A 23,980-nucleotide genomic window follows, 5' to 3' on the forward strand; every position below is an offset into this window, starting at 1 on the left:
TCCAAAGTAATAATTCAATTATGATACGAAATTCTCTAATATATGTAGAAAATATGCCGATGTTTCTCGGAAAAAATTGAAAACTATCGTGTAGCATTTGCTGCGTTGCAAAAGAAGGTTGGGCTTCAGCGCGGCAATGGCGAGATAAAAGGGGTCGCACCCTTTTGGGATATTCAACAGGTGGCCGCTGAACGGGCCGAAATAAGGGGGAATTGGCGCAGGACCGGCCTGACGCCATCGCCCCATCATAAAAGCGCGGCGCGAGGCAATCGGACAGCCGCGGCATGGGAGCAGGATCGCCGGGGAATAAACAGATAACCAATAGGGGGTTTTCATGGCGATTGATCGAACGATGAGGGAATGGGCGCAGTCGGCTGGCGGCTTTGCATTGCAGGGCCACAGGGCATGGCTGGGTGGAGCCGCCGTTTCGGTGCTGGCCATGATGGTGGCCACGCCTGCACTGGCAGGCTCGGTGGCCGCCGAGGCCCCGGCGCCCGCCGAAGCGGCCGAGCCCGCCGCCGAACCCGCCAGCGACATCGTGGTGACCGGCACGCGCATCGTGAAGGACGGCTTTGCCGCGCCCACGCCTGTCGCCGTGCTCTCCTCGGCGGACATCAAGGCGCAGGCGCCCGCCAACCTGTCGAACTTCGTCAACCAGTTGCCCGCCGTGACGCAGGGCTCCACCTCGGCCAATTCCTCGGGCAGCCTGTCGAACGGTCTGGCCGGGATCAACAGCGTCAACCTGCGCGGCCTTGGCGCCTCGCGCACGCTGGTGCTGGTCGATGGTCAGCGTTCGGTCTCCAGCGCCACCAACGGCGTGGTCGATGTCAACACCGTGCCCCAAGATCTGGTCGAGCGGGTCGAGGTCGTGACCGGCGGCGCATCGGCGCAATATGGTTCGGACGCGGTGGGCGGTGTCGTCAACTTCATCCTGAACAAGAAGTACAAGGGCTTCAAGCTCACCGCCGACCAGGGCATCACCACCTATGGCGACGGGCGCAACTATCGCCTCAGCGGTTCGGCGGGTTTCTCGCTGCTGGATGACCGCATGCATGTCCTGCTTAATGCCGAATATGCCAAGCAGGACGGCGTGGCCACCATCGCGCGCAGCTGGAATAACAACGGCTATTTCATGATCGCCAACCCCAACACGGCGGCGGGCCAGCCAAGCTGGATCAACGGGGCGGGCATCGGGCCTTCGGGCTATACGGCGGGCGGGTTGATCACCGGCACCACCCTGTCCAGCGCCAGCGGGCTGGTGGGCAAATATTTCATGGCGCCGGGCCAGCTCGGCACGCTCAATTTCGGCGCGAAGAGCAACTCGGGCTATATGGTGGGCGGCGATTACCAGACCACGCTGGCGGGCCATGTCGGCACCAATTCGCTGATGCCCGATGAAGCGCGTTTCAGCGCCTTTGGCCGCGTGGGCTATGATCTGACCAGCCGCATCGAGGTCTTCGCCCAGTTTGGCTGGAACCGCTATATTGGCGAAAGTTATTATCAGCAGACCCCCAGCACGGGCGTGACCATCGCGGGCGACAATGCCTATCTGCAATCGCTCTATCCCACCGTGGCGGCGGCGCTGGGTAATTCCCAAGCCAACAAGATCACCATTGGCACCAGCAATGCGGGCTATCCCGTGCCCGGCAGCCACAATACGCGCGACGTCTATCGCTATGTGGTGGGCACCAAGGGCAAGTTTGACGCGCTGGGGCGCGAATGGAATTTCGACGCCTATTTCCAGCATGGCGAAACCAAGAGCCACGAACAGCTGATCAACACGTGGCAGACGCAGCGCATGGCGCTGGCGCAGGATGCGGTGTTTGCGCCTGCGGGCAATGCGCTGGGCGTGGCTGCGGGCACGATTGTCTGCCGCTCCAGCCTGACGAACCCCAGCGACGGCTGCGTGCCGATCAACCGTCTGGGCACCAGCGGGCCTTCGGCGGCGGGGCTGAACTATATCTATGGCAACCAGCCCTGGCGCGACCAGACCTTGAAGCAGGACGTGGCGGCCGCCTCGCTCAGCGGCGACCTGTTCAAGCTGCCCGGCGGCAGCGCGGCCATCGCGCTGGGCGGCGAATGGCGGCGTGAAAGCGTCAGCGGCTATGTGCCGGACGAATTCCAGCCGCTCAAGAATACCGTCAATGGCACCTCCACGGCGCGCTGGCTTTACGGCAATTATCTGCCCAACACCGGCGCCTATACGGTGAAGGAAGGCTTCGTTGAAATCGACCTGCCTGTGCTGCCGGGCGTTAACCTCAACGCTGCGGCGCGCGGCACCGATTATTCGACCAGCGGCAGCGTGCTGACCTATAAGGGCGGGGCGACGTGGCAGGTCAATTCCTCGATCAAGCTGCGCGGCACCTATTCGCGCGATATCCGCGCGCCCAACCTGTCCGAACTCTTCGCCGCGCCAACGGCGCGCACCAATACGGTGGTGTTGACCAAAGATTTTGCCGGGATCACCGGCGTAACCGCAGGCAGCACGGGCTTTGTTGAAAGCACGATTGGCAATGTTAACCTGAAGCCCGAAAAGGCCAATACATGGACTATGGGAGCGGTGTTGACGCCCTCCTTCATCCCGGGTTTCACCGCCAGCTTTGATTATTACGACATCAACATCAAGGACTCGATTGGTTCGATTACTTCACAGAACACGGTCGATTTCTGCAATCAGGGACAAACGGCTTATTGCTCGAATGTGGTTTTCAACGGCACCACCCTGCAGTCCATCGTTATCCAGCCGTTCAACTTTGCCAGCCAGCACGCCAAGGGTTTTGACATTGATGCGAGCTATCGCACGATGCTGTCAAAGATCAGCGCCAACCTGCCCGGCACGCTGACCATTCGCGGCACGACCACGCATTACATCGCCAACGTGGTCGATAACAAGATCTTCCCGGTCGACTATGCGGGCGTCAACGGCGGCAGCCTCTCGGGCAGCAACAGCTCGCCCAGCTGGGTCTATCGCATCAGTGCTTTCTATGAAGTGGGCGCGGCCAACATCAATCTGGTCTATCGCGGCTTCTCGGACGGCGTTTACGGCAACGATTATATCGAATGCAACGGCTCGTGCCCGACCGTGTCGAACCTGAATCAGTATCGCACGATCAACAACAATAAGATCAAGGGCACCAGCTATCTGGACGCCTCGGTCCAGTTCAAGATCAAGAGCGAGCGGGTCAAGGATATGTCGCTCACCTTCGTGGTCAACAACCTGCTGGACAAGGATCCGGTGCTGGTGGGCAACGGCCCGACCGGCAACAACGTCCCGGCCTATGCCCAGACCAACCGCAGCATTTACGATGTGATGGGGCGCACGTTCCGTATCTCGGCCAAAATCGGCTTCTGATTGGGAGAAGGATTAGTCATGAATTTCGTGAAACGCAGCACTCTGGCCCTGATGGCCACCGCCGCGCTGATGGCCGGATCGCAAGCCCATGCCGCCGCCAGCCCCAAGCTGAAGGCCGAGGCCGTGGCCGGGGTCGAGGCGCAGAAGAAGGATATCCAGGTGATGGTGGACACCGTGTTCAGCTATGCTGAACCCGGTTTTCAGGAATTCCGCACGATGGAATATCTGACCGGTATTCTGGAAAAGAACGGCTTTAAGGTGACCAAGGGCGTGGCGGGCATCCCCACCGCCTTTACCGCGACATGGGGCGAGGGTGGCCCTGTGCTGGCGCTGGGCAGCGACGTGGACAATCTGCTGGGCACTTCGCAGACGCCGGGCCTGCCCTATATCAAGCCGATGGTCGAAGGCGCGCCGGGCCATGGCGAAGGCCATAATTCGGGTATGCCGCTCGTGGTGGCCGCCGCGATTGCGGCCAAGCAGGTGATGGAAAAGAACCACATCCCCGGCCGCCTGATGATCTGGCCCGGCATTGCCGAGGAACTGCTGGCCACCAAGGCCTATTATGTGCGCGAAGGCATGTTCAAGGGCGTCGACCTTTGCATCTTCAACCATGTCAGCTCCGACTTCGGCACCGCCTATGGCGAGCTGGGCATGAACGGCATGGTGTCGGTCGAATATACGTTCAAGGGCAAGACCGCCCATGCTGCGGGCGATCCGTGGGATGGTTTCTCGGCGCTGGACGGCGTGGAAATCATGGACGCCGCGTGGAATTTTCGCCGCGAACATCTGCCCGTGACCCAGCGTTCGCATTACGTCATCACCAATGGCGGCGGCCAGCCCAACGTGGTGCCCGACAAGGCCAGCGTCTGGTACTATTTCCGCGAGCGCAGCTTTGGCGCGGTGCGCAACCTGTACAACACCGGCAATGAAATCGCGCAGGCCGCCGCCAAGGCGACCGGCACGACGGTGACTTCGCAGATCCTTGGCTATGCCGCGCCCAATTTCGGCAACAAGCCGCTGGCCGAGGCCGCCTATGCCAATATCAAGGCGGTGGGCATGCCCAAGTGGACCGCCGACGATCAGGCCTTCACCAAGGCGGTGCAGACGATCAACCACCGCACGGTCAAGCCTTTGTCCGACACGGTGGGCGAACTCTCCTCGCCCGAAAACCGCCCGCGTTCGATCGGCGGCGGATCGGATGACATCGGCGACATCATGTGGACCGTGCCGACCATCACGATCCGCTATCCGGCCAATATCCCGAACATGATCGGCCACAATGTGCTCTCGGCCATGGCGATGGCCACGCCGATTGCGCATAAGGGCGTCGAGGCCGGGGCCAAGGCGCTGGCCATGACGATCCTGGACGTCATGACCACGCCCAAGCTGGTGGCCGACGCCAAGGCCTATTTCACCGATGTGCAGCTCAAAACCGACAAGTATGATCCGATTCTGGGGCCGAAGGCGGCGACCTGGCTGAACGAGAAGACGATGAAGGAATATCGTCCCCAGATGGAGAAATATTACTACGACGCGGTGAAATACCCGACCTACCTCGATCAGCTTGGGATCAAATATCCCACGCTGGAGGCGCCCAAGTCGTAAGCACGTAAGTTTGTGAAAGGGACCGGATGGGCATCGACCCATCCGGGCTTTTCGCGCAGGAGGAAGCAGGGTCGTCCGGCTGGGGCGACCCTGCTTTTTTATGGCCGCGTTTAATGGCCTGGGCGTTTAATGAAAGGGGCAGGCTGGGTCGGCGGGGATGGTGATCGTGCGCAGCGAAGGGGCGAGGCCATCGAGCAGATGCAACCGCCCCCATTGCGGATCGGCCAGCGGCCCCGGCACGCCCGCGCCATACAGGATCACGCGGATGGCCGATTGCGCCGCCATCGTGCCCACCATGCCGACAAAGGCCCCCAACACGCCATCGGCCGCGCAGGTGTCGCAATCGGTGGCGTCGAACGCATCGCCGACAAAGCAGCGATAGCAGGCATGGCCCGGCAGATGGCCCGCGAAATTGGCGATCTGGCCCTGAAACCGGCCTACGGCGGCGGCGGTCAGGGGAATGCCGGCGGCCACACAGGCGTCCGACACGGCAAGGCGGGTGGCGAAATTGTCGCAGCCGTCGAGGACCAGCGTGGCATCCGCGATCAGCGAGGGGGCATTGTCGGCCGAGATGCGGGTCTGGTGATGACGGACGGCGATCTCAGGGTCAAAGCGCGCAATCCATGCGGCGGCGGCCTGTGCCTTGGGCATGCCGATGTCGGCCTCGGCAAAGATCGTCTGGCGTTGCAGATTGCTGGCCTCGACGCTGTCATCGTCGATCAGGGTCAGGCGGCCAACCCCGGCGGCGGCCAGATACTGCAGGGCCGGGCTGCCGATCCCGCCGCAGCCGATCATCACCACATGGGCATCGGCCAGCGCCATCTGTCCCACCCCGCCGACCTCGGGCAACACGATATGGCGGGCAAAGCGGGAGAGGCGTTCGGGGGTCATGCGGGGGATTTAGGGGAGGCCGGGGGGGATGACAAGCGGGGGAAGGGCAAGGAAGAAGGAGCCTCCGGCGGGTTAAGGGCGGGGGCCCTTAACAATCCGGTTTTGGGGTGGGGTTGGCCGGTGGGGAGTTTGGGGCGATATTTATAGCCTGCGGCGCGGCGAAGTGGCGCTAATAGGCGCCGCAGGCTTTCAAATCTAAACGTTGCCCCAACACTCAACGCCTCCGTCCCGGCACAACGTAAACAATAACGGGATTGCAAAGGGATAAGTCCCTTTGCCCGCCGGAGGCATAAAAGTCATTTCCCCAGCATACCCCCAAGCTTCCCACGCTTGGCGAACAGCTTATCCACAGGCATGCCAACAGGCGATGCACAGGCCTATCCAGCCTTTATGCACCGCCCATCAACAGCTTGTACCGGGGTTTTGCGATCAGCTTTCCAGCTGACGGAGCAGCGAGCGCACGTCGCCGTCAATATCGGCATCGCGCGTGCGCAGGTCCTCAATCAGGCGCACCGCATGGATCACGGTCGAGTGATCGCGCCCGCCAAACTTGCGCCCGATTTCCGGGTAGGAGCGCGGGGTCAGCACCTTGGAGAGGTACATCGCCACCTGACGCGGGCGCACCACGGCGCGCGCGCGGCGCTTGGACGACATTTCCTGACGGTCCACCCGGTAGAACTGGCAGACCGTGCGCTGGATCTCGTCGATGGTGATGCGCTTGCGGTTGGCCGACAGGATATCGGTCAACTGTTCCTCGGCGAGTTGCAGGCTGACGGCCTGACCCGTGAGCTGCGCATAGGCGATCAGCTTGTTGAGGCCGCCGACCAGCTCGCGCACATTGCGGTTGATCGTACGGGCCAGAAACTCGATCACATCGCCCGGCACCACCACCGAGGTGAAACGTGCAAGGCGGTGTTCGAGCACCGAGCGGCGCAATTCGATGTCGGCCGGGATGATATCGGCGACAAGGCCCATCGACAGACGCGAGAGCAGACGCTGCTCAACCCCGTCAAGAGCCTGCGGGCTGCGGTCGGCGGCAAACACCAGCCGCTTGCCTTCGGCCAGCAGGGCGTCGATCGTGTAGAGCAGTTCTTCCTGGGCGCTGGCCTTGCCGATGATGAACTGGATATCATCGACCAGCAGCAGGTCGAAACCGCGCAGGCGCGACTTGAACTCGATCATCTGGTTCTGGCGCAGGGCCTGAACGAACTCGACCATGAAGCGTTCGGCGCTGCAATAAAAGATGCGCGCGCGCGGATGGTTGGCCAGAAACGCGTGGCCGATGGCATGCATCAGGTGGGTCTTGCCCTGACCCGTTGCGGCCTTGAGATAGAGCGGCGAGAATTGCGGCGCTTCAAGGGCCGCCATACGCTGGGCCGCGTTGAAGGCCAGCACATTGCTGGTGCCGGTGACAAAGGTCGGGAAGGTGAGCGAGGGGTCGAGTCCGATCGAGGCCAGCGCCAGCGTATCGGTCGCCGCGCTGGCGCCTTCGGTGGCATGGCCATGCACGCGGCCCGAATCGCCCAGCACCGGAGCAGGGCGCGCGGGCGTGTTGTCGCGGGCCAGACGCAGGTCGGGCATCGCGCGGCGGCCGGGCTGAGCGCTGATGCGCACATGGCGCACATCGCGCGCGATCTTCCAGGCCAGCGTCAGGCGATCGGCAAAGCGATCCGCCACCCAGTTGGCCGAGAATTCGGTGGGCAGAAACAATTCGAGCGTGCCCGAATCCTTGTTGAACGCGCCGAGCTGAATCGGGCGAATCCATTGATTGAACAGCTGCGGCCCAAGGTCCTTCTTCAGGCCCTGACAGATGTCAGCCCAATCCGCGGCCAGGTCGAGTGCATCCTGATCTTCGGCGACATGCCCGGACTTGCCCTTTGCAGGGCCAGCCTCGGCGCGCTTGCCGCCCCAAACGGTTCCCGTCACCCCAAATGCTCCTGATCCGCCATTAAGCCCCAACCCGCCGACGCAATTGTCGACGGCCTCACCTTGCACACGGAAAAAGGCTCCCCGCCTGCGAAACCGAAAGTTCCGCAAGTGTGACAGAGTGACCTATTTCTGTGAAGTTCAGAGGCGCCGAACGCCTCGAACCCATCCGTTTTAGGGATGATCGCAGGCGCTGCGCAAGGGCGTTATCTGCAAAAATTTTGAAATAATTGGCTTGACAGCGCAACCCCAGCAAATCCGCCAAACTCGAAAAAGCCATTGAATTTTAAGAGTAAAATATCATGACAATTTGCGAATCGTTGGAATTGCAGGATTTCTTGAAGCTGTCATTTTTGCCCGGCAAAGGGCAAAGTTAAAGCCGGCACGGGCCAAAGCAAAAGCCGACGGGAATCCCCATCGGCTTTGCTTACGCGCTCTTGCTTATCGCTATGCCGTGCAACCGTTTTGCAGGCCGCACGAATCGCGAATCAGAGAGCGGCGACCGCCTTGGTCAGGCGCGAGTACTTGCGCGCAGCGGTGTTCTTGTGCAGCACGCCGCGAGCAACGCCGCGAGCCAGTTCAGGCTGGGCTTCGTGCAGGGCGGCCGCAGCAGCGGTCTTGTCACCACCGGCGATCGCGGCTTCGACCTTCTTGACGAAGGTGCGGATGCGGCTGATGCGGGCGCCATTGATTTCGGCGCGACGCTCGTTACGGCGGATGCGCTTGCGGGCTTGCGGCGTATTGGCCATGTGTGTCCTCGTATCGGGCCGATGTGGCCGGAAATTGCTAGCGAAAATCGGTATAGCAGAACCATCGGTTCCACCAGAAGCGGCGCCCTTAACCAGCGTTGGCCGAATCGTCAAGGGAATAGGAGTCTTTATTGTTCCGCCCCGGACCATCCGGCGCGGCCCGTTTGCCCTATTTCTGACAGGCCGGACACCAGAAACTCGACCGGCCGCCCTGCGCCACGCGGGCAATCGGCGCGGCGCAGGCGTGGCACGGCTCGCCCTCGCGGCCATAGACGCGCCAGTTGGCCGCGAAATAGCCCAGCTCGCCGTTGGGCTGGGCATAATCGCGGATCGTGCTGCCGCCTGCCGCGATGCTCTCGGACAGGACATCGACAATCGCGGGCACCAGCAGCGCCAGTTCGCGCTTCTTCACATCGCGCCCCAGCCGCAAGGGGCTGATCCCCGCCCGGTGCAGCGCCTCGCAGACATAGATATTGCCAAGGCCCGCCACGACCGCCTGATCGAGCAGCAATTGCTTGACCGGGCTGAGGCGTCCCTTCATCCGTGCGGCCAGCAGGGCAGGGGTCAGTTCCGGCCCCAAAGGCTCGGGCCCCATCGCGGCAAAGGCGGGCCATGCGGCCAGCGCCTCATCGGCCACCAGATCGACCGAGCCGAATCGCCGCGCATCATTGAGCGCCAATCGCGCACCCGCCTCTGTGGTCAGCACCAGATGGTCGTGCTTTTCAAGCGCATCCGGATCAATCCGCCACCGCCCCGACATGCCCAGATGGAACACCATCACCGCGCCCCGGTCGGTATGGATCAGCCCGTACTTGGCCCGGCGCGACAGGGCCGTCACCGTGGCTCCCGTCATCACCTGCACCAGATCGGCGGGAAAGGGGCGGCGCAGTCCCTCGCGGCGGGTTTCGACACGGGCGATCCGTTGTCCGTCCAGATAGGTGGACAGGCCGCGCAGTGTGGTTTCGACTTCAGGTAGCTCTGGCATGGGGGGGAGATAGGAGGTTTAGAAGGATAATGCGAGGGTCTAGACCCTCGCGCTCCCATTACTGTCTTCGCTGTGCCGGGCTGGCGGCCGGGCGGATTTGGGCGATGAATTTCTGCCTGCCGCGCTTGCATAAGCACCTTTCCGCAAGCGCGAAACCGTCCTAAAGCGGCGCCCATGACTCAGAGCGATCAACAGCCCGACACCGTCTCCTTTGGCTATGAGGAGGTCAGCCCCGAGGAAAAGACTGCCAAGGTGGGCGCGGTCTTTTCATCCGTGGCCAAGAAGTATGACATCATGAACGATGCCATGTCGGCCGGGCTGCATCGCCTGTGGAAGGACAAGTTCGTGCGCCGGGTGAAACCCCAGCCGGGCGAGATGATCCTGGATATGGCGGGCGGCACGGGCGACATCGCCTTCCGCATGGCCGAGCGCGGCGCCTCGATCACCGTGTCCGACATCAATCAGGACATGCTGGACGTGGGCATCGAACGCGCGATGGAGCGTGGCCTCGATGGTCTGGTCTGGAGCCGTCAGAATGCCGAGGAGCTGAGCTTTCAGAGCCGGGTGTTCGATGCCTATACGATTGCCTTTGGCATCCGCAATGTCACGCGCATCGACAAGGCGCTGAAGGAAGCGCATCGCGTGCTGAAATTCGGCGGGCGCTTCTTCTGCCTTGAATTTTCGACGACCGAATGGCCGGGCTTCAAGGAAGCCTATGACGCCTATTCGCACAAGCTGGTGCCGCAACTGGGCCAGATGATCGCGGGCGATGCCGATTCCTATCGCTATTTGATCGAATCGATCCGCCGCTTCCCGCCCATGCCCGAATTTGAAGGCATGATCCGCGAGGCCGGTTTCGTGAACACCCGCGTCGAACCGATCCTTGGCGGTCTGGTGGCGATTCATTCGGGCTGGAAGGTCTAAACACCTTGTCACCCCGCAAGCATATCTGGCGCCTGCTGAGTTGGGGCCGCATTTTGGCGTCGCATGGCGCGTTGCGGGGGATCGAGCAGGATCCCCATACGCCCGCCCCGGTGGCCCGCCTGTGCCGCATCGCGCGGTTTGGCGCGCGCGTTCCGGCTGTGCCCGATTATGCCGGAGCCTTCCGCGCGATCGGCCCCGCCGCGATCAAGCTGGGCCAGACCTTGGCCACCCGCCCCGATCTGGTGGGCGAGGAAGCGGCCAATAATCTGCTCGAGCTGCAGGACAGCCTGCCACCTGTTCCCTTTGCCGCGATCAAGGCCGAGGTGGAGAGCGCCTTTGGCCGTCCTTTAAGCGAACTCTACGCCGAATTCGAGGAGCAGCCGGTGGGCGCGGCCTCCATCGCGCAGGTCCACCGCGCGATCACCACCGATGGCCGCCGCGTGGCGGTCAAGGTGCTACGCCCCGGCATCCGCGAGAAATTCGCGCAGGATATCCAGACCTATGAATGGGCTGCGGCCCATCTGGAAGCCCTTGGCGGCGAGGCCACGCGCCTGCGCCCGCGTCTCATCATCGCCAATTTCAAGCGTTGGTCGATGCGCGAACTCGACCTGCGCCGCGAGGCCGCCTCGGCCTCCGAACTGGCCGAGATGATGAAGGGCACCCACGGCTATCGCATTCCCGCCATCGACTGGGACCGCACATGCGGCCGTGTGATGACGCTGGAATGGATCGACGGGATCAAGATCAGCGACACCGCCGCGCTCAAGGCCGCCGGGATCAATCTGGAAAGCCTGGCCAAGCGTCTGGTCATCGCCTTCCTGACGCAGGCGGTGCATCTGGGCTATTTCCATGCCGATATGCATCAGGGCAACCTGTTCATCGAGCCGGACGGCACCATTGTCGCCATCGACTTCGGCATCATGGGCCGGATCAACCGTCAGGCGCGCATCTGGCTGGGCGAGATCCTGCATGGGCTGACCACTGGCAATTACCGCCGCGTGGCCGAGATCCATTTCGAGGCGCAATATGTGCCTTCCTATCACTCGGTGGACGAATTCACGACCGCGCTGCGGGCCGTTGGCGAACCGATGCGCGGGCGTCCGGTCAAGGATCTCTCGGTCGGGCAGATGCTCGACGGGCTTTTCGCCATCACCCGCGATTTCGACATGTCGACCCAGCCGCATCTGCTGCTGCTGCAAAAGACGATGGTGATGGTCGAGGGTCTGGCCACGCAGCTCTATCCAGACATCAACATGTGGGATGTGTCGGGGCCTTTCGTCTCCGAATGGATGCGCGACGAGCTGGGCCCAGAGGCGGCCATCGCGCGCGGCATCCATCGCGGCCTGCGCCGGATCATGCGTATGCCCGACCTGATCGAGCGGATCGAGGAAAGGTTCCCCCTGAAGGGCGCCGCCCCCGAACAGCCGCCCTTGCCCGATATTCCTCTCATCTGGGATCGTCAGGGTAAACCGAATGCTAACCGCTGGCCCGGATATATCGGAGCCTTCCTGTTGGGGGGTATAAGCGTATGGGCGGCGTGGCATATCGGCTGGATGGGGTGAACGGGCGGGGGCCTGCGCCCTACGACCGTTTCGCCGCATGGGGCCGGTGGCCTGCGCGATTGGTGCTGGCGGTGCTGGCGTTGTTGCTGGCGGCTTCGGCATGGGTGCCGCTGACGGTCGGGCGGGGTGAGCAGGCCAAGGCCCCCAGTCTCGTCATCGCCCATAATAAGGCCGCCGAGCGCCCGCGCGACGAGGATCTCAAGCTCTATGACCGCGCCATATCGCGCATCCTCCATGGTGAGAACTATTACGACTTCATCGTGAGCGAGCATCGCCGCGCCGATTATCCGGTGCGGCCGGGCGCGGCGGTGCGTCTGCCCACGCTGGCCTATCTGGACGCGGCGATGGGGGTGGATGGCGACAAGCCTGCGCCCATCGCCATGGCGGTGGCGCTGGCGCTGATGGTTGGCGTGATTGCGGCATGGTGGGGGCGGCTGGGCGATCTGGGCGTGGATCCTTCGTTGCGGCGGATCGGCACGGCGCTGGTGTTCTTTGGCGCTTCACTGGGGTTGAACCGCTACTATTTCGTGCTGCATGAACTTTGGGCGGGGATGCTGGTGGGGCTCTCGCTGGGGCTGCATCGGCCGGAACGGGGTAAGTGGGTTGGGGCGGTGCTGGCCGCCGCGCTGGCGCTGTCCATCCGTGAGCATGTGCTGCCCTATGTTCTGCTGATGGGGGCGATGGCGGGCTGGCGCGGGGCGTGGCGCGAGGCGGCGGCATGGGGCGCCTTGGTGGCGCTGTTTGCGGTGGGTTATGCCTGGCACCTCCACCTGATTGCGCTGCAAACCCTGCCCACCGATCAGGTCGGGCCAAGCTGGCTGGCGATGCGCGGGCTGGGGGGCTTCCTGTCGAACACGGTGCTTTCCTCCAACCTGCGCTTTCTGCCCCATCAGATCGCCGGGCCGCTGACCATCCTGATGATCTTCGGCTGGGCCTCGTGGCGATCGAGCGCGGGGGAGACGGGGATGCTGCTGTTTTCCGGCTATGCGCTGCTGTTCTCCATCGCCGGGCGGAATGACAATTTCTATTGGGGGGCAGTGATTACGCCGGTCATGGCTTTGGGGTTGGCCTTTGTGCCGATGGGGCTGGGGGCTTTGGTCCGGGGGGCTTTTAAGAAGTAAGTTTGCCTCCGGCGGGCAAAGGGCGGGGGCCCTTTGCAATCCCGTTAATGGGGTGGTGCCAGAGTTCAGTGAGTGTGTTTGGGGCGATGTTTTAAAGCCTGCGGCGCGGTGAGGTCATCCCTGTCCGCGCCGCAGGCTTTAAAATTCAAGCATCGCGTCCGATGCGTAAGGCTGAACCCATGGCGCAACGCATACAGTAACGGGAGCGCGAGGGTCTAGACCCTCGCATTCTTCCCCTACCTCTTCTATGACCGTCTCCATGCTAGGCAAACGCATCCTTCTCATCATCGGCGGCGGCATCGCGGCCTATAAATCCTGCGAACTGATCCGCCTGATCCGCAAGGCGGGGGGCGATGTCACCTGCGTCCTCACGAAAGGCGGGGCGCAGTTTGTGACGCCGATGACGCTGGCGGCGCTGTCGGAAAATCCGGTGCATACCAGCCTGTTCGATCTGAAGAACGAGGTTGAGATGGGCCATATTCAACTGAGCCGTCAGGCCGATCTGGTGGTGGTCTGTCCGGCCACGGCCGATCTGATGGCCAAGATGGCCTGCGGCATTGCCGATGATCTGGCCACGACGCTGCTGCTGGCGACGGACAAGCCGGTGCTGGCGGTGCCTGCGATGAATGTGCGCATGTGGCAGCATGGGGCGACGATGGCCAATGTCGCCACGCTGCGCGCGCGCGGTGTGAATGTGCTGGACCCGGATGATGGCGTGATGGCCTGCGGCGAGTATGGGCCGGGGCGCCTGCCCGAGCCGGAGGCGGTGATGGGGGCGATCGGCGCGGCGCTGGCGCATGAAAAGCCGCTGGCGGGCCGTCATGTGCTGATTACCGCCGGTCCTACGCATGAGCCTATCGACCCGGTGCGCTATATCGCCAATCGGTCGAGCGGGCGTCAGGGTTTTGCCATTGCGCAGGCCGCCGCGCTGGCCGGGGCATCGGTGACGTTGATCGCTGGCCCGGTCGATCTGCCCACGCCCTATGGCGTGGCCCGCGTCAATGTTGAAACCGCGCGCGAGATGGCGGCGGCGGTCGAGGCTGCTTTGCCCGCCGATATTGCCGTGATGGTGGCGGCTGTGGCGGATTGGCGCGTGGCGGATGCCGGTGCGCAAAAGATCAAGAAGGATGGCAGCGGGGCCGTTCCTCCGCTCGCCCTTGTCGAGAACCCGGATATTTTGGCTGGCCTGTGCGCCTCGCCCCGCCGCCCGCGCCTTGTCGTGGGCTTTGCTGCCGAGACGCAGGGTGTCATCGCCCATGCGCAGGCCAAATTGGCGCGCAAGGGCGCGGACTGGATCGTCGGCAATGATGTGTCGGGCGATGTCATGGGCGGTTTGCGCAACAGCGTTCATATTGTCAGCGCCGATGGGGTGGACAGCCTGCCCGATCTGCCGAAAGAAGCGGTGGCTGCCGCTCTGGTTGAAAGGATTGCCCGTGTCTTTATCTGAACCCATTCCCGTCCGTCTCAAGCGCCTGCCCCATGGGCAGGATCTGCCCTTGCCCGCCTATGCCACCAGCGGCGCGGCGGGCATGGATGTCGTCTCGGCCGAGGATGTGGTGATCGCGCCGGGCGCGCGCCATGCGGTGGCCACGGGCCTTGCCATGGCGATCCCGCATGGTTTTGAAATTCAGGTCCGCCCGCGCAGCGGTCTGGCGCTCAAGCATGGCATCACCGTGCCCAACACGCCCGGTACGATTGATTCGGACTATCGCGGCGAATTGAAGGTGATCCTCATCAACCACGGCATGCAGGATTTCGCTATCGCGCGCGGTGATCGCGTGGCGCAGCTCGTGCTGGCCCCGGTGGTGCAGGGCGGCTGGATCGAGGTTGACGAACTGGACGAAACCGCGCGCGGCGAGGGCGGGTTCGGATCGACGGGCGGCGTGGTCGCGCTGGGCAATTAAGGCCACGAAAAAACCCGCCGCTGGTGAAGGCGGCGGGTTTTTCTCAATTTCGGTTTTTACTTCGCCGGACCCTTCACCGTGGTCTTTTCAGGGGCCACCGTGATGCGCAGCGTTTCGCCCGAATTGCCGGGGAAGCCGGTAAAGAAGGCCTCAACCAGATTGGGCACCAGCCAGGTCAGCTTGTTCGAGGCCGAGGCGGCTTCGGCCTTGCCTTCGAACACGCGCTTGTTGGCGCTCTTGTCGTCGATCTTCACGCTGATGCCGCTGGTGTAAACGGTATAGCTTTCCACGCCCTGATCGAACCAGGGATCATACCAGCCATAGCCCCAGCCGCCCATCATATAGGGACGGCCATAAAAGCCGCCGCCGTAAAAGCCCCGACGGCCAAAGCCCGGCCCGTACCACGGACCCCAGAACGGATCGCGCATGCCGGTCGAGCGGACATGCACGCGGCCCTTGTCCACGCCATAGGAAAAGCGCACGATCAGGTTGGCCGCATCAGGGTTGACCGCTTCGGTATAGCCCTTCTTGGTCAGTTCACCGGCCACCAGCTTGGCATACTGGCCAAATTCGATCCCGCCCGCCAGCGACGGATCATCGGCCACAACCGCAAAGGTCTGGCCCTGGGCCGCGGGCAATTGCGATTGAAAGCGGGTGACACGCGTGTCGAGCGTGTCGGCACAGGCGGAAAGGCCCAGCATCAGGAGGCCAGCCATGGCTCCCTTTATGCCGCGCGAGATCCATTGAGAGTTAGCGCCACTCATTCGTTTTTCTCCTCTGCATGCCGCTCTGGCCGACTATCCCTCCCCGGTTAGGGCGCAGCAGTGGTATGGTGCCGCGATGCTAGGCTTGCAAGGCTGAATAATGGTTGAATGATGCGGCAAAAAGAGGCGGGCGCAAAAGGGTTTAACCCCCTTTTGCGCCCTCATTTGTCAACGCACCAGACCCAGCGCGTCATAGGTGGCGGCCAGCGTCGGGGCCGAGGCGGCGCGGGCCTTTTCGGCGCCTTTGCGCAGAATGGCGTTCAACGCCTCGCGGTCCTGACGCAATTCATTGAAACGCGCGTTGATCGGCGCCAGTTGCTCGACCAGCAATTCGCCCAGCGCGGGCTTGAACGCGCCAAAGCCCTTGCCGCCGAAGGTGTCCAGAATCTGCGCCACCGACTGGCCCGACATGGCCGAATAGATGCCCACCAGATTGCGCGCCTCGGGGCGGCCCTCCAGCCCTTCGGCCTCGGATGGCAAGGCGTCGGCGTCGCTCTTGGCCTTCTTGATCTTGCCCATGATCGCGTCCGCATCGTCGGTCAGGTTGATGCGGCTCATGTCGCTGGGGTCCGACTTGCTCATCTTGGCTGAACCATCGCGCAGCGACATGATACGCGCGGCGGCGGGCGGGATGATCGGTTCGGGCAGGACGAACAGCGGCGCGTCCGCAGGGCAGAAGTCATTGTTGAACTTTTGCGCAATGTCGCGCGCCAGTTCGAGATGCTGCTTCTGATCCTCGCCCACGGGAACATGCGTGGCCTGATAGATCAGCACGTCAGCGGCCTGCAGCACAGGATAGGTGAAAAGCGCGACCGACTGGCCATCGCGGTTCTTGCCCGCCTTGTCCTTCCACTGCGTCATGCGGTTCAGCCAGCCCACGCGTGCCGTGCCGTTGAGCAGCCATTGCAACTCGGCATGGGCGGGCACCTGCGTCTGGTTGAACAGGGTGGACTTGTCCGGGTCGATCCCGCAGGCGACCAGCGCGGCGGTCATCTCGCGCGTGTTTTCGCCCAACGCCTTGGGATCATGCGGCATCGAAATCGCGTGAAGGTCGGCGAGGAAATAGAAACATTCCCCGCCCTTGGCCGTCCACTCGTCCTGCATCGCCACCCAATTGCGGATCGCACCAAGGTAATTGCCAAGGTGAAGATTGCCGGTGGGCTGAATGCCAGAAACGATACGCATGTGTTTCACTTCTCTGCTGAAACGCGGCGACGCCGCAAAAGTTTAAGATCCTCGATGCCAAAGGCGCCAAGGGCAAAGCTGGCGAGGCCATAGACAAAAACGCCCCCGCCCACCAGCGCCCCCATCGAGGCCAGGCGCACAAACCACGAGCCATGGGTATAAGGCATCAGCCAAGGCTGGCTGATCCACAGTACCGCGCCCATGGTCAGCGCCGCCACGCCCAATCGCCAGGCCCGGTGGCGCAGGCGCAGATCCATCTCGAAATGGCCGCGCTTGACCAGCGTGGCATAGAGCAGCCAGACATTGACCGTCGAAGCAATCGCGGTGGCCAGCGGCGGCCCCATATGGCGCAGCGGCAGGATCAGGATCAGGTTGAGCGCGAGGTTGACCCCCATGCTGATGGTGGCGAAACGCACCGGGGTCTTGGTGTCGTGGCGTGCGTAATAACCGGGCGTCAGCACCTTCACCAGAATATAGCTGGGCAGGCCGATCGAGAAGGCGGCCAGCGCCTGCGCTGTATGGGCGGTGTCGAGCGCAGTGTAGCGGCCATAGCCGAACAGCGCGGCGGCAATCGGCTCGCCGCAGAACACCAGACCCACCGTTGCGGGCAGGGTGAGCAGCAGGGCGATTTCGAGGCCGCGGTTTTGTGTCTCCATCGCCCCCGCCTCATCGCCCGCGCCCAGCAGGCGGCTGATCGTGGGCAGCAGCACCGTGCCCAGCGCAATGCCGATCAGGCCCAGCGGCAACTGGTTGAGCCGGTCGGCCATGTAAATATAGGTCACGCTGCCATGGTCGAGCAGGCTGGCGGCCAGCGCGGTGGAGATGACAAGGTTGATCTGCACCGCGCCTGCGCCCGCCGCCGCCGGCCAGATCAGCGCCATCAGCCGCTTTACCTCGGGCGTGAAACGCGGCCAATGAGGGCGCAGCGAGACGCCGTTGCGCCATGCCGCATGGGCCAGCCACGCCAGTTGCAGCGCGCCCGACACTGTGACCGCCAGCGCCTGATTGCGCGCGGTTTCAAACGGATCCGGCGAGTGGAAAAGCAGCAGCGCGCCGATCAGCGTCAGATTGAGCAGGATGGGCGCGGCGGCATTGACCCAGAATTTATGCAGCGAATTCAAAATCCCGCCCAGCAAAGACACCAGCGAGATCAGCATCAGATAGGGGATCGTCAGCCGCGAAAGCTTGACCGCAAAGGCGAACTGATCCGCCGAAACCCCATGGAACCGGCCCGATAGCGCCCATGTGACGGGCCATGCAAAGACCTCGAGCAGGATCGTCATCGCGATCAGCACGGGCAGCAGCACCGAAAGCGCCGCCTCGGCAAAGGCGATGCCGTCGGACAGGCCGCGCCCCTGCGCATCGGCCACTTTCTGATTGAACATGGGCACAAAGGCGCTGGCAAAGGCGCCCTCGGCAAACAGGGCGCGGAACATGTTGGGCAGGCGGAAGGCCACCAGAAAGGCGTCCGAGGCAAAGCCCGCGCCCACCATGCGCGCAAAGAGCGAATCGCGCACCAGGCCCAGCACGCGACTCATCAGGGTGAGGCCGCCGATCGTCCCCGTGGCTTTAAGAAGGTTCATGGGTTGGGCGGTCTTGTGTTGGCTTTATCGGGAAATGCCCGGCCCCGCATGGAGGCCGGGCAGGACATTATGCGTGGCCGGCGGGCTCGTCGGTGGCCGAGGGGCCCTGCTGGGCTTCGGCCTGCGCGGCAAGCTGCTGGATATAGAGGCCATTGAAATCAATGGGTTCCAGCATGACCGGGGTAAAGCCTGCATCGCGCGTGGCATCGGCGATCACGCGGCGGGCAAACGGGAAGAGGATGCGGGGCGCTTCGGCAAACATGAAGGCGTGCATCTGGGCTTCTTCCAGATTGCGCATCCCGATCAGGCCCGCATAGGTCAGATCGACGATATAGGCCACGCCCGCTTCGGCGCGCGCGTTGATCTGGATCTTCAGCTCGACCTCATGCACGTCGCCCTCGATGGCGCGGGCCTGAATGTTGAACTGGATGTCCAGCTGGGGCGAATCCTGCCACGAAAAACTCTCGGGCGCATTGGGATTTTCGACCGACAAGTCCTTCACATACTGCGAAATCACGCCTGCGCTGGGCAGGGTGTCCTCGCCATCCAGACGCAGCGAGGAAGTGACGGTGCCATCATCGGCCATGTTTGATACTTTCCCTGTGTGGCCCGGACTGCGGGCGCATGTGGTGGTCGTGGTTTGGGCAAAGCGCCTAGCATCACGGCCCGCACCGCACAAGGATCTGGGCGGCAAAGCAGACAGTTGCGGCGATTGTGACGCAGTGCGGGATTTTTTCGGGATTATATCCCCATCCATGCGTTGTTCATTTGTCAATCGTCACTATGTAGGGCACTATCAAGGGTGAAGTCCGCATGTTGCAAGACTCGCTCACAGGGATGAAAGCAAACGCAAGTGACCGTCTCGATCGTCATTCTGGCCATGATCGCAGCCTTTCTGGGCATGCGTCTCTATTCGGTGCTGGGGCGCCGCGCCGAACATGGCGAGGAGCCGGTACAGAGCCGTCTGGACGCCCAGCCCGCCGCTGCGGCCCCCGCTTTGCCGCTGCCCGAACGGGCCGTGGCCGGTACGGTCCGCCCGCGTGAACTGGGCGCGGTGCTGCCGGGTGTCGAGCGCGGATTGCGCGAAATCATCTCGGCGGACCGCCGCTTTGACCCCGTCACCTTTGTCGAAGGCGCCCGTTCGGCCTATCGCATGGTGCTCGAGGCTTTCTGGCGCGGCGATCGCGGGCAATTGAGCCATCTTTGCGATGCCGAAGTCGCACGCAGCTTCATCGAAGCCATCGACGCGCGCGAGGCCGCCGGTGAAACCTTCAACAACAGCCTTGTCCGTATCGAGGAAACCCAGATCGTGGGCGCCAGCTATTCGGCTCCCTTCGCCCGCGTGTCGATCCGCTTTGTTGCCGATATCGCCGCCGTCACGCGCGACCGCGATGGCAAGGTGATCGCCGGTTCGCTCAATGACGCGGTCGAGGTTCGCGATGTCTGGACATTCCGCCGCGATATCCACTCGGCCGATCCCGATTGGCTTCTCGAAGAGACCGACGAAGGTTAAGACCTTCGCTAAGCGGGGCGGCGCTAAGGCGTTCGCCCCGTTTGCCTGTGCCAAAGGGCCGGGCATGGAATGCGCCAAAAGGCGAATCTGGTGGGGACGATTATGAATTTGAGGCAGTCGCGAATCGGCGCGGCGCTGGCTGGATTGCTGTTGCTTGAGGCTTGCGCCCGCATCATTCCCGGCCCCCGTCCGCCCGTTACGCCCCCTCCGCGCCCAGTTCCCACCACGCCCGTTCCCCCGCCAAAACCGGTGGTGACCGCACTGGATGTCGGCGTGCATCGCGGGCCGGATCTGGCCTCTTTCGCGCTGAGCGACGGGACGGCGCAGAGCGCGCTGGCCTCTTTCCGTGAAAGCTGTCCCAAGCTGCTGGCGCGACCTGACACCAGCGGGTTGACCCAGCGTGGCGATTGGCAGGATGCCTGCGCGGCGGCCTCGGGTTGGGCTTCGTCGGATGCGACGCGGTTTTTCCGCTCCCGCTTCGAACTGGCGCAGGTCAGCGATGGAGCGACTTATGTCACCGGCTATTACGAGCCGGAAATCGCGGGCAGCCGCACCCGCCAGCCCGGTTATGACGTGCCGGTCTATGGCGTGCCGCGCGATTTGGTCCATGCCCGCCCCGGCGATGCGCCAATCAAGCCCAACGGCCAGACGCCCTTTGGCCGCTATGACGAGAACGGGGTGTTCCAGCCCTATTTCGAACGCGCCGAAATCGATGATGGAAAGCTGGTCGGCAAGGGGCTGGAAATTGCCTGGGCGGCCGATCCGGTGGAGTTCTTCTTCCTGCAGATTCAGGGTTCCGGGCGGTTGCGCGGGCCGGACGGGCGGGTGATTCGTATCGGCTATGCCGCCGACAATGGCCAGAATTACACCGGCATCGGCACCGTCATGCGGCAGCAGGGCCTGCTGGGCAATGCGCCGGGGCAGTATCCGGGCTCGATGCAGGGCATCATGCAATATATCCGCGAACATCCGCAGGATGGCATGTCGCTGATGCGCCAGAACAAGAGCTGGGTGTTCTTTCGCGAATTGACCGGCGACGGGCCGATCGGCGCGATGGGCGTGCCGGTGCGGCCCCATGTCAGCGTGGCGGCCGATCCGCTGTTTACGCCGCTGGGGGCGCCGGTGCTGATCGCGGCCGATCCGGCGCTGGCCAATGCGAACAAGGTCAACGGCCTGTGGGTGGCGCAGGATACCGGCGGGGCGATCAAGGGGCCGAACCGCTTTGACAGTTTCTGGGGCGCGGGCGACGAGGCAAGGCGCATCGCGGGCGGTATGCTGGCGCGTGGGCGGGCCTATATTCTGTTGCCCAAGGGTACGCTGGCGCGGCTTGGGGTGCGATGAGGGCGCCGTTCTCCCTGCGTGGCGGGCGCAGGCTGACGCCGGAAGAAGAGGATCTATGGCGCCGGGTGGCCGATACGATCGAGCCGCTGGAGCCGCGCCGCAGAGTTGAACCCAATGTGCCGCCGCCGGTTGTGGCCGAGGCGTCGCCCCTGCCGCCCAAGCGCATCAAGGGCCGCGTCCCGCCTCCTCTGCCGCCGCCCGCGCCGCCACCGGCGCCCGCGCGTCCGCTGGACCGGCATGGACTGGACGGCGGATGGGACAAAAGGCTGGGCAAGGGGCAGGTGGCTCCTGATTTTACGCTCGACCTCCATGGCGCCAATCTGGAAGGGGCCTATCAGCGCCTCGATCATGGCCTTGCGCTGGCTCTGGCGCAGGGCGCGCGGGTCGTGTTGCTGATCACGGGGCGCGCGCGTCCGGCTCCCGGCCCGGCGGATCGCGGATCGCATCGCGGGGTGATCCGGGCCAAGTTCCTCGACTGGCTGGTCCATGGCTCGCATGCTTCGCGCATTGCGGCTGTGCGGGCGGCGCATCCCCGGCATGGGGGCGCGGGGGCGGTGTATATTATTTTGAAGCGGGGGAAGTAAGGGAAGGGGTTGCCTCCGGCGGGTTAAGGGACTCGGTCCCTTAACAATCCCGATAATGGGGTGGCGTTTGGTTGGTAGATAAGCGCTATTCCGCGAGGCGTTTCATAAAGCCTGCGGCGCGGCGACGTAGCGCCATTGGCGCCGCAGGCTTTCAATTCCAAACATCGCTTCCGACACAAAAGGCCGAACATTTAACACATCCAATAACGGGATTGTTAAGGGACCAAGTCCCTTAACCCGCCGGAGGCATAAAAGCCCCTTAAGCCACCCCCTCCAACACCGGCGCCGGCGTGCGGATCAGGTAATCGAACGCCGACAGCCCCGCCGTTGCCCCCGCGCCCATGGCGATGACGATCTGCTTATAGGGCACGGTGGTGCAATCGCCCGCCGCGAAGACGCCTGGCACGCTGGTCGCGCCCTTGGCGTCGATCTCGATTTCGCCGCGAGGGCTCAGGGCGAGGGCGCCTTTGAGCCATTCGGTGTTCGGCACGAGGCCGATCTGGACGAAGATACCTTCGAGCTCGACCGTGTGGACCGCATCGGTATTGCGGTCTTTATAGGTCAGGCCCGTCACCTTGGCGCCATCGCCCAGCACTTCGGTGGTCAGCGCGCTGGTGATTACGTCCACGTTGGGCAGCGAACGCAGCTTGTCCTGAAGCACGGCATCGGCGCGCATTGCGCTGTCGAACTCGATCAGCGTGACATGGGCGACGATGCCAGCGAGGTCGATGGCCGCCTCGACGCCCGAATTGCCGCCGCCGATTACCGCCACGCGCTTGCCCTTGAACAGCGGGCCGTCGCAGTGGGGGCAATAGGCCACGCCCTTGTTGGCATAGTCCTTTTCGCCCGGCACATTCATGTTGCGCCAGCGCGCGCCGGTGGACAGCACGATGGACCGCGCCTTGAGCACACCGCCATTGGCCAGCTCGATCTGGTGATAGCCGCCTTCGCGCTCCGCCGGGATCAGCTTTTGCGCGGTGGCAAGGTTCATGATGTCGACATCATAGTCCTTCACGTGGCTTTCCAGCGCGGCGGCCAGTTTCGGGCCTTCGGTGTGGGAAACCGAGATGAAATTCTCGATGCCCAGCGTGTCGAGCACTTGCCCGCCGAAGCGCTGAGCGGCGACACCCGTGCGGATGCCCTTGCGCGCGGTATAGATGGCCGAGGCGGCGCCTGCGGGGCCGCCGCCGACAACCAGCACTTCGAACGGCTCCTTGGCGTTGACCGCTTCGGCGGCCTTCGCTTCGGCGCCCTCGTCCAGATCGGCGACGATCTCCTCCAGCGTCTTCTTGCCCGACAGCCACATCGCACCATCTTTGAACACGGCGGGCACAGCCATCACGCCGCGCTCATCGACTTCGGCCTGATAGGTACCGCCCTCGATCAGGGTTGCGGAGAAACGCGGGTTCTTCAGCGCGATCAGCGTCAGCGCCTGCACCACGTCGGGGCAATTGTGGCAGGTCAGCGAGAAATACATCTCGAAATTATGGGTGCTGGTCAGGCTTGTTACCTGATCCAGCACCTCTTGCGACACCTTGGGCGGGTGGCCGCCGGCCCAGAGCAATGCCAGGACCAGCGAAGTAAATTCGTGCCCCATCGGCAGACCGGCAAACCGCACACGGTCATGCGCATTGCTCACGGGGCTGATGGTGAAAGAAGGGACGCGCGCATTGGTTCCATCGAAGCGCGCCGAAACCTTGTCGGACAGCGCGGCGATGGCTTCGATCAATTCGCGGGTCTGAGCCGATTTGGCATCGTCGCCAAGGCTGGCGACAAGCTCAATCGGTTCACGCAGCATGGCGAGATATTGTTTGAGTTGGGCGGACAGGTTGGCGTCGAGCATCGGATTTGATCCTTCGGAATTTAGAAATACGAGGGGCGCGGCCCCTCGCGCTCCCTTTACGTCTCCCGACGAAAGGGCAGCTTATCAGGCAACGCTATGTATAAAAGGCTCTGCGGTGCAGCAGCCATAAAAGCCTCCGGCGGTGCGA

20 protein-coding genes are annotated in these 23,980 nt (G+C 63.3%); 10 read left to right on the top strand and 10 right to left on the bottom strand.

The genetic code is table 11. The annotated features are described in order from the left end of the window. Positions 1–18: 18 nt before the first annotated feature. Positions 19–336, bottom strand: a complete 318-nt coding sequence (locus tag BGP00_RS18130) for a hypothetical protein (protein ID WP_292691386.1) — start codon at positions 334–336, stop codon at positions 19–21. On the opposite strand from BGP00_RS18130, the gene BGP00_RS18135 reads away from it, so the two are divergent. Both BGP00_RS18135 and BGP00_RS18140 read left to right on the top strand, forming a co-directional pair. Then, on the top strand, positions 335–3,352 hold the full coding sequence (locus tag BGP00_RS18135; RefSeq protein WP_310014823.1) for a TonB-dependent receptor: 3,018 nt from the start codon (positions 335–337) through the stop codon (positions 3,350–3,352). The genes BGP00_RS18130 and BGP00_RS18135 overlap by 2 nt on opposite strands. An 18-nt stretch (positions 3,353–3,370) precedes the next feature. After that, on the top strand, positions 3,371–4,957 hold the full coding sequence (locus BGP00_RS18140; protein ID WP_292691385.1) for an amidohydrolase: 1,587 nt from the start codon (positions 3,371–3,373) through the stop codon (positions 4,955–4,957). Between the two features lie 126 nt (positions 4,958–5,083). Here BGP00_RS18140 and BGP00_RS18145 read toward each other — a convergent pair whose 3' ends face one another. The 4 genes from BGP00_RS18145 to mutM form a co-directional block, all read right to left on the bottom strand. After that, complete coding sequence (locus tag BGP00_RS18145) at positions 5,084–5,848, bottom strand: HesA/MoeB/ThiF family protein (RefSeq protein WP_292691384.1); 765 nt, start codon at positions 5,846–5,848, stop codon at positions 5,084–5,086. Between the two features lie 429 nt (positions 5,849–6,277). Beyond that, a complete protein-coding gene (dnaA, locus tag BGP00_RS18150; protein WP_292691382.1) occupies positions 6,278–7,774 on the bottom strand; it encodes a chromosomal replication initiator protein DnaA in 1,497 nt (498 codons plus the stop codon). A 488-nt stretch (positions 7,775–8,262) separates the two neighbouring features. Beyond that, positions 8,263–8,523 (bottom strand): 30S ribosomal protein S20, encoded by a 261-nt coding sequence (rpsT, locus tag BGP00_RS18155; protein ID WP_168605033.1) that lies wholly within the window; start codon positions 8,521–8,523, stop codon positions 8,263–8,265. A gap of 169 nt (positions 8,524–8,692) precedes the next feature. After that, a complete protein-coding gene (gene mutM / locus BGP00_RS18160) occupies positions 8,693–9,508 on the bottom strand; it encodes a bifunctional DNA-formamidopyrimidine glycosylase/DNA-(apurinic or apyrimidinic site) lyase (RefSeq protein ID WP_292691380.1) in 816 nt (271 codons plus the stop codon). Positions 9,509–9,682: 174 nt separating this feature from the next. Between mutM and BGP00_RS18165 the strand changes: the two genes are divergently transcribed. The 5 genes from BGP00_RS18165 (at position 9,683) to dut (ending at position 15,019) form a co-directional block, all read left to right on the top strand. Then, on the top strand, positions 9,683–10,432 hold the full coding sequence (locus BGP00_RS18165) for a class I SAM-dependent methyltransferase (protein WP_168605035.1): 750 nt from the start codon (positions 9,683–9,685) through the stop codon (positions 10,430–10,432). A gap of 5 nt (positions 10,433–10,437) precedes the next feature. Further along, on the top strand, positions 10,438–11,994 hold the full coding sequence (gene ubiB / locus BGP00_RS18170; RefSeq protein WP_292691377.1) for a 2-polyprenylphenol 6-hydroxylase: 1,557 nt from the start codon (positions 10,438–10,440) through the stop codon (positions 11,992–11,994). Next, a complete protein-coding gene (locus tag BGP00_RS18175; protein ID WP_292691376.1) occupies positions 11,961–13,115 on the top strand; it encodes a hypothetical protein in 1,155 nt (384 codons plus the stop codon). Before ubiB ends, BGP00_RS18175 begins: the two co-directional genes overlap by 34 nt. Positions 13,116–13,374: 259 nt before the next feature. Beyond that, on the top strand, positions 13,375–14,562 hold the full coding sequence (coaBC, locus tag BGP00_RS18180) for a bifunctional phosphopantothenoylcysteine decarboxylase/phosphopantothenate--cysteine ligase CoaBC (RefSeq protein ID WP_292691637.1): 1,188 nt from the start codon (positions 13,375–13,377) through the stop codon (positions 14,560–14,562). Next, entirely contained in the window at positions 14,549–15,019 is a 471-nt protein-coding gene (dut, locus tag BGP00_RS18185) for a dUTP diphosphatase (RefSeq protein WP_292691374.1), read from the top strand. The genes coaBC and dut overlap by 14 nt, the downstream gene beginning before the upstream one ends. Positions 15,020–15,075: 56 nt before the next feature. On the opposite strand, the gene BGP00_RS18190 is transcribed toward dut, so the two are convergent. The 4 genes from BGP00_RS18190 to secB all read right to left on the bottom strand — a co-directional run bounded on the left by BGP00_RS18190 (position 15,076) and on the right by secB (position 19,137). Continuing rightward, positions 15,076–15,735, bottom strand: coding sequence for a DUF4136 domain-containing protein (locus tag BGP00_RS18190; RefSeq protein WP_292691373.1), 660 nt, complete (start codon positions 15,733–15,735; stop codon positions 15,076–15,078). Between the two features lie 216 nt (positions 15,736–15,951). Continuing rightward, positions 15,952–16,968 (bottom strand): tryptophan--tRNA ligase, encoded by a 1,017-nt coding sequence (trpS, locus tag BGP00_RS18195; RefSeq protein ID WP_292691371.1) that lies wholly within the window; start codon positions 16,966–16,968, stop codon positions 15,952–15,954. Positions 16,969–16,973: 5 nt separating this feature from the next. Continuing rightward, on the bottom strand, positions 16,974–18,551 hold the full coding sequence (murJ, locus tag BGP00_RS18200) for a murein biosynthesis integral membrane protein MurJ (protein WP_292691369.1): 1,578 nt from the start codon (positions 18,549–18,551) through the stop codon (positions 16,974–16,976). A gap of 67 nt (positions 18,552–18,618) precedes the next feature. Next, complete coding sequence (gene secB / locus BGP00_RS18205) at positions 18,619–19,137, bottom strand: protein-export chaperone SecB (RefSeq protein WP_168605130.1); 519 nt, start codon at positions 19,135–19,137, stop codon at positions 18,619–18,621. A gap of 267 nt (positions 19,138–19,404) precedes the next feature. Here secB and BGP00_RS18210 point away from each other — a divergent pair, with 267 nt between their 5' ends. The 3 genes from BGP00_RS18210 to BGP00_RS18220 all read left to right on the top strand — a co-directional run bounded on the left by BGP00_RS18210 (position 19,405) and on the right by BGP00_RS18220 (position 21,989). Then, a complete protein-coding gene (locus BGP00_RS18210; RefSeq protein WP_168605040.1) occupies positions 19,405–20,064 on the top strand; it encodes a Tim44/TimA family putative adaptor protein in 660 nt (219 codons plus the stop codon). A gap of 102 nt (positions 20,065–20,166) precedes the next feature. Beyond that, positions 20,167–21,405, top strand: a complete 1,239-nt coding sequence (locus BGP00_RS18215) for a murein transglycosylase A (protein WP_292691367.1) — start codon at positions 20,167–20,169, stop codon at positions 21,403–21,405. Further along, positions 21,402–21,989: a Smr/MutS family protein gene (locus tag BGP00_RS18220; protein WP_292691366.1), complete on the top strand. Its 588-nt coding sequence runs from the start codon at positions 21,402–21,404 to the stop codon at positions 21,987–21,989. The genes BGP00_RS18215 and BGP00_RS18220 overlap by 4 nt, the downstream gene beginning before the upstream one ends. Before the next feature lie 259 nt (positions 21,990–22,248). Here BGP00_RS18220 and ahpF read toward each other — a convergent pair whose 3' ends face one another. Continuing rightward, the gene (gene ahpF, locus BGP00_RS18225; protein WP_292691364.1) at positions 22,249–23,832 is read right to left on the bottom strand and encodes an alkyl hydroperoxide reductase subunit F; all 1,584 of its coding nucleotides are present in this window, start codon (positions 23,830–23,832) and stop codon (positions 22,249–22,251) included. Positions 23,833–23,980 lie beyond the last annotated feature (148 nt).

Source organism: Novosphingobium sp. 63-713 (genome assembly GCF_001898925.1).
In the GTDB taxonomy this organism is placed as follows: domain Bacteria; phylum Pseudomonadota; class Alphaproteobacteria; order Sphingomonadales; family Sphingomonadaceae; genus Novosphingobium.